The organism is Falsiroseomonas sp. (genome assembly GCF_041690465.1).
Lineage (GTDB): Bacteria > Pseudomonadota > Alphaproteobacteria > Acetobacterales > Acetobacteraceae > Falsiroseomonas.
In genome coordinates this window covers 270,482-283,652 of record NZ_JAWLHG010000003.1, presented here as the reverse complement: position 1 = coordinate 283,652, position 13,171 = coordinate 270,482, and the positions used below count along the sequence as shown (strand labels likewise).

Here is a 13,171-nt window from a genome sequence, read left to right as displayed (position 1 = left end):
GCAGATGCGAAGGCGGATGGCGGCATGACGGGCGAGGAGAGGAGCGCGCCGACCCGGCGGCTTGCGGTATGGGATCCCTGGGTCCGGCTGGTGCACTGGGCGCTGGTGGTGTTGCTGCCCTTTTCCTGGTGGGCGGCGGAGAACGAGTTCTTCCGCCTGCATTTCCTCTCCGGCTACACGATCCTGACGCTGGTGCTGTTCCGCATCGCCTGGGGCCTGGTCGGTTCCGAGACGGCGCGGTTCGGCAGCTTCCTGCGCGGCCCGGCCGCGGCGCTGCGGCATTTCGCGCATCTGCGCGACCGCGCAGCGCCGCCGGAGGTCGGGCACAACGCGGCCGGCGGCTGGGTGGTGCTGCTGCTGCTCGCGCTGCTGCTGGCGCAGACGACGAGCGGGCTGTTCGCCGACGACCTGGTGTTCAACCGCGGCCCGCTGGCGCGTACGGTGGACGAGGGATGGAACAGCCTGGCCAGCTCGGTCCACCTGACGGTGTTCTGGGTCATCGTCGGTGGCGCGGCGCTGCACATCCTGGCTGTGATCGCCTACCGCGTGGTGTTCGGGCGCAACCTGGTGCGGGCGATGATCACCGGCCGGCTCGCGGTGCCCGCCACGGCACCGGTGCGGCCGCCGCGCATGGCGGGGCCGCTGCGCGCCCTGGTGCTGCTGGCGCTCTCGGCCGCGCTGGTCTTCGCGATCGCCTCGCGCGCGCCGCTGCCGGCCTTCTAGCCGGGCTGTCCAGCCTGGCCCCAGGGGCCGGAGCGGCGGCGCACGGGGCGCTTCAGCGGCCGCGAAAGTCGCGGTGGCAGGCGATGCAGGTTCCGATCGTGCTGCGGACGGCGTCCGGCGTCACGGAGCCGGCAGCGGCGGCTGTGCGCAGCGTGCCGAGTGCCGCAACCATCGCCTCCGCGCGCGCGCCGAAGACGGCGCGGTTGGCCTCGATCGCCGCCAGGGCTCGGGTCTGGCCGGGCTCCGTGCCCTGCGCGACGGGCGGGGTCAGCGTGGCAGCCGGGAATCTCCCCGGCAGGGAGCGGTAGAACGGGACCATCTGGTCCACCCGCTCGACGATCTGGCGCTGGTCGCCGCGCGACTGCACAATGGCGCCGATCGCCTCGATATGCGCCTGCATCTCACGCAGGCCCGTGCGGCGCTCGGCCACCACATCCCCCTGCGCCAGCGCAACGCCAGCCACTCCCACGCCCGCGGCGACTGCCGCGGCCAAGACCCATGCCTGCATTCCGGTTTCTCCACTTTGGCAACGAAGCCTCGCGCAATGAGCGTGGCGACACAACCGCGCTCCGCGTCACGAACTGTGACCCCGGCTTGCCCCCCCGCCGCCGCTTCGCTATACGGCCCGCCTCGCCGCGATGCGGCCGGACGCGCCTTGCACGCGCATGCCGGAGTGTAGCTCAGCCTGGTAGAGCACTGTGTTCGGGACGCAGGGGCCGGAGGTTCGAATCCTCTCACTCCGACCAGAACGCGCGCGGCGCAGGAACCCCGCCCGGGAGCGATCCCGGGCGGGGTTTTTTCTTTCTCAGCCTCCCACGCCGGATCGCTTCACCCCCCGCTGCGCGCCGCCCAGAACATCAGTGCGCGTGCCGGCGGCACCCAGGCGATGCCGGCGATGAGGAAGTAGGCCAGTTGCACCAGCCAGTGCAGCGCCAAGACCCAGTCCGCCACCGCCACCACGATGCCGACATAGAGCAGGAAGCCGAGGACACCGGCGAGCAGGGCAAGAAGCGGGCGGGGCATTTCGCCGATGTGGCCCAACCCCTGCACATCGCCAAGCCCCGCTGCCGCAGGCGGCCCGAGCCGCGCCGCCGCCGGTGGCCGCCAAGCCGGTTGCGGCGGCGCCCCGTGCCAGCGTAGCTTCCGAAGCGAGGAAGGCTGGCGATCCGGACCACCCCCGCACCGCGCGCGGGCGGGTTTCGTGCGTCGTGCCGACCGCCCGAACGGAGCCGCGCGATACGCACGATGAATGACCAGCCCAGCACCGCCGCCTTCTCGCGGCTCGAATCCGATCCGGGCCTCGACCTCAGGCAGCACATCCGCGGCATCCCAGATTTCCCGAAGCCGGGGATCCTCTTCTACGACATCTCCACCCTGCTCCGGCACGGCCGCGCCTGGCGGACCGCGATGGCGCGGCTGGCCGACATCGTGGCGCCGCACAAGCCGACGATGCTCGCCGGCATCGAAAGCCGCGGCTTCCTGGTCGCCGCGCCGCTGGCGCTCGAACTTGGCCTCGGCTTCGTCATGCTGCGCAAGCCGCGCAAGCTGCCGGGGCTGACCATCGGGCTGAACTACGCGCTCGAATACGGCACCGATCGGATCGAGATGCAGGCCGACGCCGTCGAGAAGGGCATGCGCGTGGTGGTGCTGGACGACCTGCTCGCCACCGGCGGCACCATGGCGGCCGGCATCTCGCTGCTGCGGCAGGCCGGCGCGGTGGTGCCCTGCGCCGCCTGCCTGATCGAGCTGACCTTCCTGAAGGGCCGTGAACGCCTCGATGTCCCGTTCGAAGCGCTCGTCGCCTACGACGAGTGAGGGCGGCCGGGCGGCCGTGGTGGAGGCAGCGCGCTTCGCCGACGCGCTTGCCGCCGCGGTCGCCGCGGCGCCGACAGGGGTGGTGATCTCCGATCCGAACCAGCCGGATTGCCCGATCGTCTTCGCCAACCCCGCCTTCCACCGGATCACCGGCTACCCGCCGGCGGAGGTGATCGGCCGCAACTGCCGCTTCCTGCAGGGGCCAGGCACCGACCCTGCTGCCGTGGCGCGGCTGCGCGAGGCGCTGGCGGCGGCGCGGCCGCTCGACATCCGGCTGGTGAACTACCGGCGCGACGGCAAGCGCTTCGTGAACGAGCTGCACATCTCCCCGGTGCACGACGCGGCGGGGAAGCTGATCTACTTCATGGGCATCCAGCACGACGTGACCGAGCGCGTGCGGGCGGAGGAAGCCGCGCGTCGCGCGCAGCGCGCGGAGGTGCTTGCCCGGCGTGCCGCCGAGCGCGCCTCCGCCGAGAAGTCCGATTTCCTCGCCTTCGTCAGCCATGAGGTGCGCACGCCGTTGAACGGCGTGCTGGGCACGCTCTCACTGCTGCTCGACACGCCGCTGGACGCGGAGCAGCGCGCCTATGCCGAGACGGCGCGGCGGTCGGGCGAGACGCTGCTGTGGACGGTGAACGAGCTGCTCGACCTCAGCCGCATCGAGGCCGGCGAGCTGGAGCTGGAGGAGCTCGCCTTCGCGCCCGGCCAGCCGATGCGGGAGGTGCTGGCGCTGCAGGCCGCCGCCGCCGCCGACAAGGGGCTGCGGCTGTCCGCGAGCCTCGATGCCACGCTGCCGCCGCGCATCATGGGCGACCCGCGGCGCCTCCGGCAGGTGCTGCTCAACCTGGTGGACAATGCGGTGAAGTTCACCGCCGCCGGCACCGTCGAGATCAAGCTGTCGCGCGAAGGCGCGCGGGGACATGGGGGCGAAGGCGCACGGGAGCATGGGGGCGCAGGCGCTCGGGAGGAAGGGCGCGAGGGCGAGCGCCTGGTCGTGGAGGTGCGCGACACCGGCGCCGGCATCCCGGCCTCGCTCCGCCGCCGGCTGTTCCGCCGCTTCCAGCAGGCCGATGCTGGCACCGCGCGGCGGCATGGCGGATCGGGGCTCGGGCTGATGATCTGCCGCCGGCTGGTCGGGCTGATGGGCGGCGAGATCGACGTGGAGAGCGAGCCCGGCGCGGGGAGCGTGTTCCGATTCGACCTGCCGCTCAGGCCGGCGCAGGCTGATGCGCCCGCCCTGCCGGCGCCCGCGCCGGAGGAGGCGCGCTCCCCCCGCGCCGCGGAAGCCCCTGTCCCGCGCCGGACGCCCGGCGATGATATCCCGCGCCGGGTGCCCGGCGACGTAAGCCCGCGCCGGGTGCCCGGCGACGCCCCCTTCGCCCGCCTGCTGCTCGCCGAGGACAGCGAGGCAAGCCAGCTGGTCGCCGCCGCCATCCTGCGCCGGGCCGGCTATGCGGTGGACCTGGTGCGCGACGGCGAAAGCGCCGTCGCCGCCGCGGCAAGCGGCTCCTACGACGCGATCCTGATGGATGTGCACATGCCGGGCCTCGATGGCTACGCGGCGACCAGGCGGGTCCGCGCGCTGGAAGGGGCGGCCGGGCGGGTGCGCATCCTCGCGCTCACCGCCTCCGCCATGCCGGGCGACGTGCAGCGCAGCCTGGCCGCGGGGATGGACGCACATCTCGCCAAGCCGGTGGACCGCGCCGGGCTGCTCGGCGCGGTGGCCGCGCTGCTGGCCTCGGTGCCGGCCCGCGCCGCCGCCCCGGCCGCCGAGCCCGGCCCCGCCCACGCCCTGCTGGTGCGCGAAACGCTGGAGGAGTTGCGCGCCGCTGTCGGGCCGGGGCGCCTGCCGGACCTGATCGGCGTCTTCGCCGCCGAGACGCTGGCGCGGCTGCGCCGGCTCGCCGACGACCCATCGCCGGCGGCGGTGGAGGCGGAGGCCCATGCCCTGCAATCCGCCGCCGGCACCTTCGGCGCCGCCGCCCTGCGGGAAGCCGCGACGGCGCTGGAGCGCGCCGCCGGCGCCGCCGATCCAGCCGCCCTGGCGGCGGTGATCGGCGCCCTGCCAAGGCTGGTGGAACGCACCCTCGCCGCCCTGGCGCGCGCCGCCGGCGTGACCGCCGGCAGCGACGGGTAGACCGGGCCGGCGACCCCTCGCCACCTTTTCGCCCCATTCGGGAGGCTAGTTGGACGCCCAACCGAAGGGAGGCCGGAGGCAATGACCCGTCTGCTCGCCACCCGCAGGGGGCTGCTCGGGGTCGCGCTGGCCGTGTCCAGTGGCGCTGCCTCGCCGCTGCATGCGGCCACCGGCGTGCCGGAAGCCGCCCTGCTGATCGCGCCGGGCCCGCAGGAGGGCGCGGGCGCGCGCCTCGCCGGCGAGGCGGTGCGCGGCCTTGCGCGTGGCTTGGTGCAGGCCGCCGCGCTGCGCTTCGCAGTGGTCGGCGGGCCCGACGGCATCACCGCCGCCAACCGCTTCGCCACCTCCATGCCGGTCGAGCATCCGGTGCTGCTGCTGCTGCCGGGCCTCGCCGCGCAGGCGCTGCTGGTCGGCGATCCGCGCGCGCGCTTCGAGCCTCGCCTGTGGCCGGCCGTGGCCGGCAGCCTCCAGCCGGCGATCCTGGCCGGGCGCGGCGCGGCCGCCGACCAGTCGGTCCGGCTGGCCACCCCCTCCCCCGCCGCGCCGGAGACCGCCGCGCTGCTCGCGCTGGAGGCGCTCGGCGCGACCGGCAGCGCGGTGGTGCTGCCGGCCGGCATGTCGGCGGAGGCGGCGGTGGCGGCCGGGGCGGCCGATGCGGCGGTGATGACCGGCCCGGGGGCGATGGAACGCGCCGCGGCGCTCGGCCTGACGCCGTGGTTCGCCTTCGACGGCCCGGCCGGGGCGCGCGATCCGGCGCTGCCGGACCTGCCGGCACTGGGCGAGTTGCTGGCCGATCCGGCCGCGCCCGACCTGGTCGCCGCTGTCCGCGCGGCCGGTGCGGCGCTGCGCATCCGCGGCCTGCTGGTGCTGCCGGCGCTGACCGCCTCCGATTCGGTGGCGCTGTGGCGCGGCGCGGCGCGGCGCTGGATCGAGGACGAGCCCGAAGCCGCGGCGGCCGGCACGCGGCTGCTGGCGGCGCAGCAGGCAGCCGATGCGCTTGCGACGATGTGCCCACAGCCCGAGGTGGCCCTGGCGTACCGCGAATGGCTGCACCGGCGCCTGGGCTGGCAGGCCGGCTGACCCGGCTGGCGCGGCGCGTCTACCTCGCCAGGCCGAGCCGCACTGCAAGCCGCCAGATCGGTGCCACCGTGAGGTTGCAGACCAGCATCCGCACGAGGTGGAAACCCAGCACCAGCGGCACGCCGAGCTCCAGCGCCTTGGCGGTGATCGTCATCTCCGGCATCCCGCCCGGCGACATGCCGAGCAGCACGGCGCCGAGCGGCAGCCCGGAAACCAGCGCGTAGCCCACCGCCATCGCGGCCATCAGCGCCACCAGCAGCAGCGTCGTCACCGCCGAGGCCACCGCCAGACGGCGTGCGGAGAGCAGGAAGCTGCGGCTGATCCGGTTGCCGAGCGCCATGCCGAGGCCGACCTGCGCCGCATCCACCATCCACATCGGCACGCCGGAGGGCAGCATCCCGGCCGTGGAGAGCGCGATCATCAGGCAGCACGGCCCCAGCATCCACGGATTGGCCAGCCCGACGCGCCCGGCCAGCAGGCCGGCCAGCAGCCCTCCCGGCAGCAGCGCCGCGAGCCCCGCGAGGTGCACCTCCGGCCGGTCTGCCAGGAAGGCCGCGGTCGCAGCGCCGCCGCGTGGCGCCAGCCAGGTGATCAGCGGCGGCACCAGCACCACCACGATCATCACCCGGATGGTCTGCGCCAGCGTCACCGCGGGCACCGAGACGCCCGCGCGCCCCGCCAGGATCGCCATCACCACCACCCCGCCCGGCACCGAGGCGTAGTAGCCGGTCGCCGCATCGGTGCCGGCGATGCGGGCGAACAGCCGCGAGGTCAGCGCGCCGGCGACGATGGACAGCAGCCCCGCCAGCACCAGCCACCCGAAGGAAAGCGCGAGCGCCGCCATCACCGGCGCGGTGAAGGTCTGCCCGAGGCCGAGGCCGAGCATGATCAGCGCCGCCGGCCGCAGCGGCGGCGGCACCGTGGCCCGCTCATGCCAGGTCAGCAGCCCGGTCGCGGCCATGGAGCCGAGCATCCACGCCAGCGGAACCTGCAGCAGCCAGAACACCGCGCCGCCGAGGGTGGCAACGGCGACGGTGAGCAGCACGGAAAGAAGCCGGCGGGGCGGGGGGAGCAGGGGCAAGTGGCGGTGATCTCGCAGCGCAGCATCGGCTCACGCCGCGGGCGCGTCAAACGATGGTGCGATCCGCGCGGTGCGTTCACCTTGCGGCAACCCCTGTCGCATAGGGTGGGCATTGGCCGCGCCAATCAGGTGCCGCCATCCCCTTCCGCCAGGATGGCGCCGCCCGGAACGCCACCGATGATTCGCGACGTCGCCGCCCTGCCCCCGCCGCCTGCCGCTCGTGCCGAGGCACCGGGCCCTGCCTCGCCGCCCGCACCGGCCGCCACGCCGGAGCCTGCCGCGGCCGGCTCCGCGCCCTCCATCCGCAACCCGCATCTCCGCATCGACTCGGAGCTGAACCTGGTGGTCCTGGAGTTCCGCGACGCAGTCGGCGAGGTGCGCAACACCATGCCCTCCCCGCGCGAGATCGCCGCCTACCGCTCCGCCGGCCCGGACGAGCCGGCGGCACCGCCGCCCCAGCCCGACCTCGACCTCGAGGGCTGAGCGCCGCCACCGGGAGGATGCGGCACGGCCGCCGGGCCGCTAGCATCCGCGCGGGTGGGGGACGGTGAGACGGCTGTGCAGCACGAGACGGATGCGCTGGTCCTGGGGTCCGGCGCCGCGGGCCTGACGGCGGCACTGACCGCCGCCGTCGCCGGGCTGCGCGTGACGGTGCTGGAGAAATCCGACCGCCTCGGCGGCACCAGCGCGATGTCCGGCGCCGGCACCTGGATCCCCGCCAACCACCACGCCGCCGCCGCCGGCATCGCCGACAGCCCGGCGGAGGCACTGGCCTATATACGCGCCGCCGCGCCGGAGGGCTGGGCCGAGACCGAGGACGCGCTGTGGCAGCGGCTGGTGGAAGCCTCGCCGGCCATGCTGCGCTTCGTCGAGGCGCATTCGCCGCTCCGCTTCGCGCTGACGCCCGAGCCGGACCCGCTGCGCGACCTGCCCGGCGCCAAGCCACGCGGCAGGATGCTCTCGCCGCTGCCGCTCAGCCGCTGGCGGGCCGGCCGCTTCGCCTTCCGCATCCGCAGATCCACCATCCCCGAGCTGTTCACCTATCACGAGGCGGTGGAGACGGACCTCTACCACCACCCCTTCCGCACCGCCTGGCAGCTCTGGCCGCGGCTGGCCTGGCGGCTGCTGACCAATACGCGCGGCAAGGGGACGGCGCTCATCACCGGGCTGCTGCGCGGCTGCCTCGATGCCGGCGTGCGGGTCGAGACGCGGGCGCGCGCGGTGGACCTGCTGCAGGACGAGGCGGGCGCGGTGACCGGGGCGGTGGTGGAGCATCGCGGCGCGCGCCATCGCATCACCGCCCGGCGCGGCGTGGTGATCGCGACGGGCGGCTTCGAATGGGACCGGGAGAGGCTGGAACGGCACTTCCCCGGCCCGGTGGACTACCTCGGCAGTCCGCCTTCCAACACCGGCGACGGCCACCGCATGGCGGAGGCTACGGGTGCGGCACTCGACCGCATGGACCAGGCGACGCTGACGCCCTCCGTCCCCACGCGGCATGGCGGGCGGCTGATGGCGCGCCCGGTGCCGTTCCACACCGAGCCCAATGCCATCATCGTGAACCGCCACGCCGTCCGCTTCGCCAACGAGCTGCGCTTCAACATCGGCGAGTCGATGGATGCGCGCGACGCCGCGGGGCAGCCGGTGCACCAGCCCTGCTGGGTGATCAGCGACGCAAGTCTGCTGGAGCGCCTGCCGCCGGCGCGCTGGGCGGCGCGCGCCGATCCCGGCTGGCTGCGGCAGGCGCAGAGCATCGCAGAACTCGCGGCGCTGGTCGGCCTCGATCCCGCAACGCTGGAGGCGACCGTGGCGCGCTACAATGCGGCCAGCGCCGCGGGCCGCGACGCCGAGTTCGGCCGGCCCTCCGCCGCCGATGCCGCCGCCTCCGGCGACAAGCGCCGGCGCGGCGGGCTGGAGGCGATCACGCGGCCGCCTTTCCTCGCCATGCCGTTCAACCGCTCCATTCTGGGCACCAAGGGCGGGCCGCGCACCGATGCGGATGCGCAGGTGCTGCGGCCTGACGGCAGCGTCATCGCCGGCCTCTTCGCCGCCGGCGCCTCCAGCGCGAACCCGATCGGCACGCGCGGCGTCGGCACCGGCACCACGATCGGGCCCTACATGAGCTGGGGCTACGTCGCCGGGCTCGCGCTGGCGCGCCGCAACGGCTGAAGCCGGGGCGCCTTGCCCCTGGACCTGGATCCAATCCATCATCCGCCGGCAAGGTCCGGCCCGCATCCAGCGGCCGATGGGAGGAAACAGCGGATGACCACGATCACGCTCGGACGACGTGCGCTCATGACGCTCGCGGCCGGACTGCCGGCCGGCGCGGCGCTGGCGCAGCCGGCCTGGCCGACCGGCACGGTGCGCTTCGTCTTCCCCTTCACGCCCGGCTCGGCGGTGGACGTGGTGGCGCGGCTGGTCGCGCAGGACCTCTCGGAGCGCCTCGGCCAGCAATTCATCGTCGAGAGCCGCACCGGCGCCGGCGGCGCGATCGGCACCGAGGTGGCGGCCCGCGCGCGGCCGGACGGCTACACCTTCCTGGTCGGCTCGCCGGGCAACATGGCGATCGGCCCGGCGATGCGCAGCGACCTCAGCTACGACGTGGCGCGCGACTTCACCGCCATCGTCCACATGGTGAACTTCCCGCAGGTGCTGGTGGTCTCGCCGCGCCTGCCGGTGCGCACGCTGGCCGAGCTGGTGGCGTATTCGAAGGCCAATCCGGGGCAGCTCAACTACGCCTCCTCCGGCGTCGGCGCGACCAACCACCTGGCGATGGAGATGATCCGCGCCGCCACCGGGCTCGCCGCGACGCATGTGCCGTACCGCGGCGGCCTGGTGACGCTGCAGGCGATCGTCGCGGGCGACGTGCAGATGTGCATCGAGGGCATCCTGACCGTGCCGCCCTTCATCGCCGATGGCAGGCTGCGCGCACTCGCCGTCACCGGCCCCGACCGCTCGCCGCTGATGCCGGATGTGCCGACCGTCGCCGAGACGGTGCCGGGCTTCGACGCCGGCGCCTGGGTGATCATGTTTGCGCCCACCGGCACGCCGGCGCCGATCATCGAGAAGCTCTCGGAGGAGATCCGCACCTCGCTCGCCAAGCCGGCGATCCGCGCGCGGCTGCAGGAGCTCGGCGCCACCGTCACCGGCACCACGCCGGCGCGCGCGGCGGAGATCCACCGCGCGGAGCTGGCGAAGTGGCGCCAGGCCGTGGAGGCGTCCGGCGCGCGGACCAACTGAACGCGCGTCAGCCGGCCAGCATCGCCCGCAGCCAGCCGAGGCGCTCGGCGGTGGCCGCCTCCGCCTGGCGTTCCACCTCGCGATAGGCGGCCAGCACCTGCTCGCCGAGCGCGCTGAGCCGGGCCCCGCCGCCACGCGCGCCGCCGGCTGCCGCCTCCACCAGCGGCGCGCGGAAATCTGCGTTAAGCGCCGAGACCAGGTCGTGCGCGCGCTGGTAGGACATGCCCATGCTGCGCCCCGCCGCAGCGATCGAGCCGGTGTCGCGGATCGCCTGCAGCAGGTCGGCCTTGCCGGGGCCAAGCGCGACGCGGTCGCTCAGCGTCAGGCGCAGCGTGATGGCCCGGCGCGGGTGTCTCGACGGGGCCTGGGAGGGGCGCGGCATCGCCGCAAGGGACCACGCGCCGGCGCCGGGGCCAAGCGGAGCGGTGGACATGCGGCGCCGCCCTGCGTTATCTCCCACCGAAGATAGCGCAGGATCCACGCCATGCCGCTGCCCGCCGTAAGCCGTCGCCTGGTGCTCGCTGCGGCGCTGCTGCCGGCCGTCCGGGCGCGCGCCCAGGAGACGGCGCCGCTGATCGCCGCTGCGGCAACCCTGCGATTCGCCCTGGTCGAGATCGCCGGGCGGTTCCGCGCCGAAACCGGGCATGCGGTGCGGCTCGCCTTCGGTTCCTCCGGCAACCTGGTGCGGCAGATCGAGCAGGGCAGCCCGGTGGAACTGTTCCTCTCGGCCGACGAGGCCTTCGTGTTCCGGCTCGCGGAGGGCGGCCATGCGCGCGACCGCGGTGAACTTTACGCTGTCGGCCGCATCGTGCTGCTCACCCCGCCGGGATCGCCGGTCCGCGCGGAGGCGGGGCTGGACGGGCTACGCGCCGCACTCGAGGCGGGGCAGATCCGCCGCTTCGCCATCGCCAACCCGGAGCACGCGCCCTATGGCCACGCGGCCGAGCAGGCGCTGCGCGCCGCCGGATTGTGGGAGCGGATCCGGCCGCATCTGGTGATCGGCGAGAATGTCGCCCAGGCCGCGCAATTCGCACTGGCCGGCGGCAGCCAGGGCGGCATCGTCGCCTATTCCCTCGCCCTTGCCCCGGCGCTGCGCGGGCGCGGCAGCTTCGAGCTGCTGCCGGAAACGCTGCACGAGCCGTTGCACCAGCGCATGGCCCTCACCCGGCGCGCAGGCCCGGTCGCCGAGCGTTTCTACGCCTACCTGCAGGCGCCGGCCGCGCGGGAGATCATGCGCCGCCACGGCTTCCTGCTTCCCGGCGAGTAGATCGCGCGACACGATGGACTGGACCGCCTTCCGCCTCTCGGTCGAGCTCGCGCTCTGGACGTTGGCGCTGCTGCTGCCGCTTGCGATCTGGCTTGGCCGGCTGCTGGCGCATCGGCGCTTTCCGGGGCGCGGCTTCATCGAGGCGGCGGTGGCGCTGCCGCTGGTGCTGCCGCCGACGGTCGTCGGCTTCTACCTGCTGACCGCCTTCGGCGCGCTCTCGCCGCTCGGCCAGGCCTGGGAGCGGGTGTTCGGACAGGGCCTCGCCTTCTCCTTCCAGGGGCTGCTGTTCGCAAGCGTCATCGTGAACCTGCCCTTTGCCGTGCAGCCGGTGCAGAACGCCTTTGCCGCCATCCCGCCGCGGCTGCGCGAGGCCGGCGCCGTGTCCGGCATGGCGCCGTGGAAGGTGTTCACCGCGGTGGAGCTGCCGCTCGCCTGGCCCGGCATCGCCACCGCCGCCGTGCTGACCTTCGCGCACACGCTCGGCGAGTTCGGCGTGGTGCTGATGGTGGGCGGCGCGATCCCCGGCGAGACGCAGACCATCGCCATCGCGATCTACGATCGCGTGCAGGCCTTCGACGAACGCGGCGCCGGCATCATGTCGGCGGTGCTGCTCGGCGTCTCGGTCGCGGCACTCGGGCTGACCAACACGCTCTCGCGCCGCGTCGGCCGGCGGATGCGCGATGGCTGACGCGGCGGAGGGGCTCGAGCTGCGCCTCGGCGCCGCGGCGCCGATCCCGCTCGACCTCGCCTTGGGCTGCGCGCCGGGCGAGCTGCTGGCGCTGGTCGGTCCCTCGGGCGCCGGGAAATCCACCGCGCTACGCTGCGTCGCCGGGCTGCACCGGCCCACGAGCGGTCTGGTGCGCTGCGGCGGCAAGACCTGGTTCGACGCCGCGGCCCGATGCGACCTGCCGCCGCACCGCCGCGCGGTCGGGCTGGTCTTCCAGGACTACGCGCTGTTCCCGCACATGACCGCGCTCGGCAACGTGGCCGCTGCGCTTGGCCACCGCCCGCGCGCCGCGCGGGCAGAGCGGGCGCGCGAGCTGCTGGCGCTGGTGCATCTCTCGGGCCTGGAGGATCGCCGACCCGCCGAGCTCTCCGGCGGGCAGCAGCAGCGCGTGGCCGTTGCCCGTGCCCTGGCGCGCGACCCGGCGGTGCTGCTGCTCGACGAGCCGTTCTCGGCCGTGGACCGCGCCACGCGGCGGCGCCTGCAATCGGAGCTCGCCGGGCTGCGCCGCAGCCTCTCCATCCCCATCCTGCTGGTCACCCACGACCTGGACGAGGCAGTGGCGCTCGCCGACCGCATGTGCCTGATGCATCGCGGGCGAGGACTGCAGACGGCGACGCCGAGCGAGATGCTCGCCCGCCCCGCCTCGGCGGAGGTCGCGCGGCTGCTCGACCTCCGCAACCTGTTCCGCGCCACCGTCGAACGGCACGACGCCGCGGCCGGCACGACCTTCCTGCGCTGGGGCGATGCCGTGCTGGAAGCGGCGCATGCACCTGCCTTCGTGCCGGGCGCGGCGGTGGACTGGATGGTGCCGCCATCGGCCGTCGTGCTGCACCGGCGCGGCCGTCCCTCGCTCGGCGAACGCGAGAACCCGGTGCCCGCCCGCGTGCTCGACCTGCTGCCGATGGGCCGGGATGCGGAGGTCACGCTCGATATCGCCGATGCGCAGGGCGGGAAGCTGGCCTTCTCCCTGCCGCTGCATGCGGCGCGACGGAACGGCCTGGCACCCGGCGAGGCGTGCACCGTCTCGCTCCTGAAGGAGAACATCCACATCATGCCACTGTCACGCACCGGCCGATGAGCGCCGCCACTATCTTTGTCGCC

At 74.5% G+C, this 13,171-nt stretch carries 14 protein-coding genes and 1 tRNA gene; 11 read left to right on the top strand and 4 right to left on the bottom strand.

Annotated features, from left to right (window positions below):
• The first annotated feature begins 24 nt into the window (after window positions 1–24).
• Window positions 25–723: a cytochrome b/b6 domain-containing protein gene (locus tag ACESM1_RS05310; RefSeq protein ID WP_372618412.1), complete on the top strand. Its 699-nt coding sequence runs from the start codon at window positions 25–27 to the stop codon at window positions 721–723.
• 52 nt (window positions 724–775) lie between these two features.
• Here the strand turns inward: ACESM1_RS05310 and ACESM1_RS05305 are convergent, their stop codons facing one another.
• Window positions 776–1,231: a cytochrome c gene (locus ACESM1_RS05305; protein WP_372618410.1), complete on the bottom strand. Its 456-nt coding sequence runs from the start codon at window positions 1,229–1,231 to the stop codon at window positions 776–778.
• Between the two features lie 161 nt (window positions 1,232–1,392).
• On the opposite strand from ACESM1_RS05305, the gene ACESM1_RS05300 reads away from it, so the two are divergent.
• A tRNA-Pro gene (locus ACESM1_RS05300) sits at window positions 1,393–1,469 on the top strand.
• 82 nt (window positions 1,470–1,551) lie between these two features.
• Here ACESM1_RS05300 and ACESM1_RS05295 read toward each other — a convergent pair.
• Window positions 1,552–1,746 (bottom strand): DUF2842 domain-containing protein, encoded by a 195-nt coding sequence (locus ACESM1_RS05295; protein WP_372618408.1) that lies wholly within the window; start codon window positions 1,744–1,746, stop codon window positions 1,552–1,554.
• A gap of 222 nt (window positions 1,747–1,968) precedes the next feature.
• Between ACESM1_RS05295 and ACESM1_RS05290 the strand changes: the two genes are divergently transcribed.
• The 3 genes from ACESM1_RS05290 to ACESM1_RS05280 all read left to right on the top strand — a co-directional run bounded on the left by ACESM1_RS05290 (window position 1,969) and on the right by ACESM1_RS05280 (window position 5,755).
• Window positions 1,969–2,538 carry an adenine phosphoribosyltransferase gene (locus tag ACESM1_RS05290; RefSeq protein ID WP_372618406.1) on the top strand — a complete coding sequence of 190 codons (570 nt, stop codon included), beginning with the start codon at window positions 1,969–1,971 and terminating at the stop codon, window positions 2,536–2,538.
• A 19-nt stretch (window positions 2,539–2,557) separates the two neighbouring features.
• Window positions 2,558–4,675 carry an ATP-binding protein gene (locus tag ACESM1_RS05285; RefSeq protein WP_372618404.1) on the top strand — a complete coding sequence of 706 codons (2,118 nt, stop codon included), beginning with the start codon at window positions 2,558–2,560 and terminating at the stop codon, window positions 4,673–4,675.
• An 81-nt stretch (window positions 4,676–4,756) separates the two neighbouring features.
• The gene (locus tag ACESM1_RS05280) at window positions 4,757–5,755 is read left to right on the top strand and encodes a hypothetical protein (protein WP_372618402.1); all 999 of its coding nucleotides are present in this window, start codon (window positions 4,757–4,759) and stop codon (window positions 5,753–5,755) included.
• A 19-nt stretch (window positions 5,756–5,774) separates the two neighbouring features.
• Here the strand turns inward: ACESM1_RS05280 and ACESM1_RS05275 are convergent, their stop codons facing one another.
• A complete protein-coding gene (locus ACESM1_RS05275; RefSeq protein ID WP_372618400.1) occupies window positions 5,775–6,836 on the bottom strand; it encodes an AbrB family transcriptional regulator in 1,062 nt (353 codons plus the stop codon).
• 177 nt (window positions 6,837–7,013) lie between these two features.
• Between ACESM1_RS05275 and ACESM1_RS05270 the strand changes: the two genes are divergently transcribed.
• The 3 genes from ACESM1_RS05270 (at window position 7,014) to ACESM1_RS05260 (ending at window position 10,076) form a co-directional block, all read left to right on the top strand.
• Window positions 7,014–7,319 (top strand): hypothetical protein, encoded by a 306-nt coding sequence (locus tag ACESM1_RS05270; RefSeq protein WP_372618398.1) that lies wholly within the window; start codon window positions 7,014–7,016, stop codon window positions 7,317–7,319.
• 75 nt (window positions 7,320–7,394) lie between these two features.
• A complete protein-coding gene (locus ACESM1_RS05265) occupies window positions 7,395–9,005 on the top strand; it encodes an FAD-dependent oxidoreductase (RefSeq protein ID WP_372618397.1) in 1,611 nt (536 codons plus the stop codon).
• Between the two features lie 93 nt (window positions 9,006–9,098).
• Window positions 9,099–10,076: a Bug family tripartite tricarboxylate transporter substrate binding protein gene (locus ACESM1_RS05260; RefSeq protein ID WP_372618395.1), complete on the top strand. Its 978-nt coding sequence runs from the start codon at window positions 9,099–9,101 to the stop codon at window positions 10,074–10,076.
• Between the two features lie 7 nt (window positions 10,077–10,083).
• Here the strand turns inward: ACESM1_RS05260 and ACESM1_RS05255 are convergent, their stop codons facing one another.
• Window positions 10,084–10,509, bottom strand: a complete 426-nt coding sequence (locus tag ACESM1_RS05255; RefSeq protein ID WP_372618394.1) for a winged helix-turn-helix domain-containing protein — start codon at window positions 10,507–10,509, stop codon at window positions 10,084–10,086.
• A 51-nt stretch (window positions 10,510–10,560) separates the two neighbouring features.
• Here ACESM1_RS05255 and modA point away from each other — a divergent pair, with 51 nt between their 5' ends.
• The 3 genes from modA to ACESM1_RS05240 are packed head-to-tail and all read left to right on the top strand — an operon-like array spanning window position 10,561 to window position 13,148.
• Window positions 10,561–11,343 carry a molybdate ABC transporter substrate-binding protein gene (modA, locus tag ACESM1_RS05250; RefSeq protein ID WP_372618392.1) on the top strand — a complete coding sequence of 261 codons (783 nt, stop codon included), beginning with the start codon at window positions 10,561–10,563 and terminating at the stop codon, window positions 11,341–11,343.
• A gap of 13 nt (window positions 11,344–11,356) precedes the next feature.
• Window positions 11,357–12,031 (top strand): molybdate ABC transporter permease subunit, encoded by a 675-nt coding sequence (gene modB, locus ACESM1_RS05245; RefSeq protein WP_372618390.1) that lies wholly within the window; start codon window positions 11,357–11,359, stop codon window positions 12,029–12,031.
• Window positions 12,024–13,148 carry an ABC transporter ATP-binding protein gene (locus tag ACESM1_RS05240; protein WP_372618388.1) on the top strand — a complete coding sequence of 375 codons (1,125 nt, stop codon included), beginning with the start codon at window positions 12,024–12,026 and terminating at the stop codon, window positions 13,146–13,148. Before modB ends, ACESM1_RS05240 begins: the two co-directional genes overlap by 8 nt.
• The last annotated feature ends 23 nt before the right edge of the window (window positions 13,149–13,171 follow it).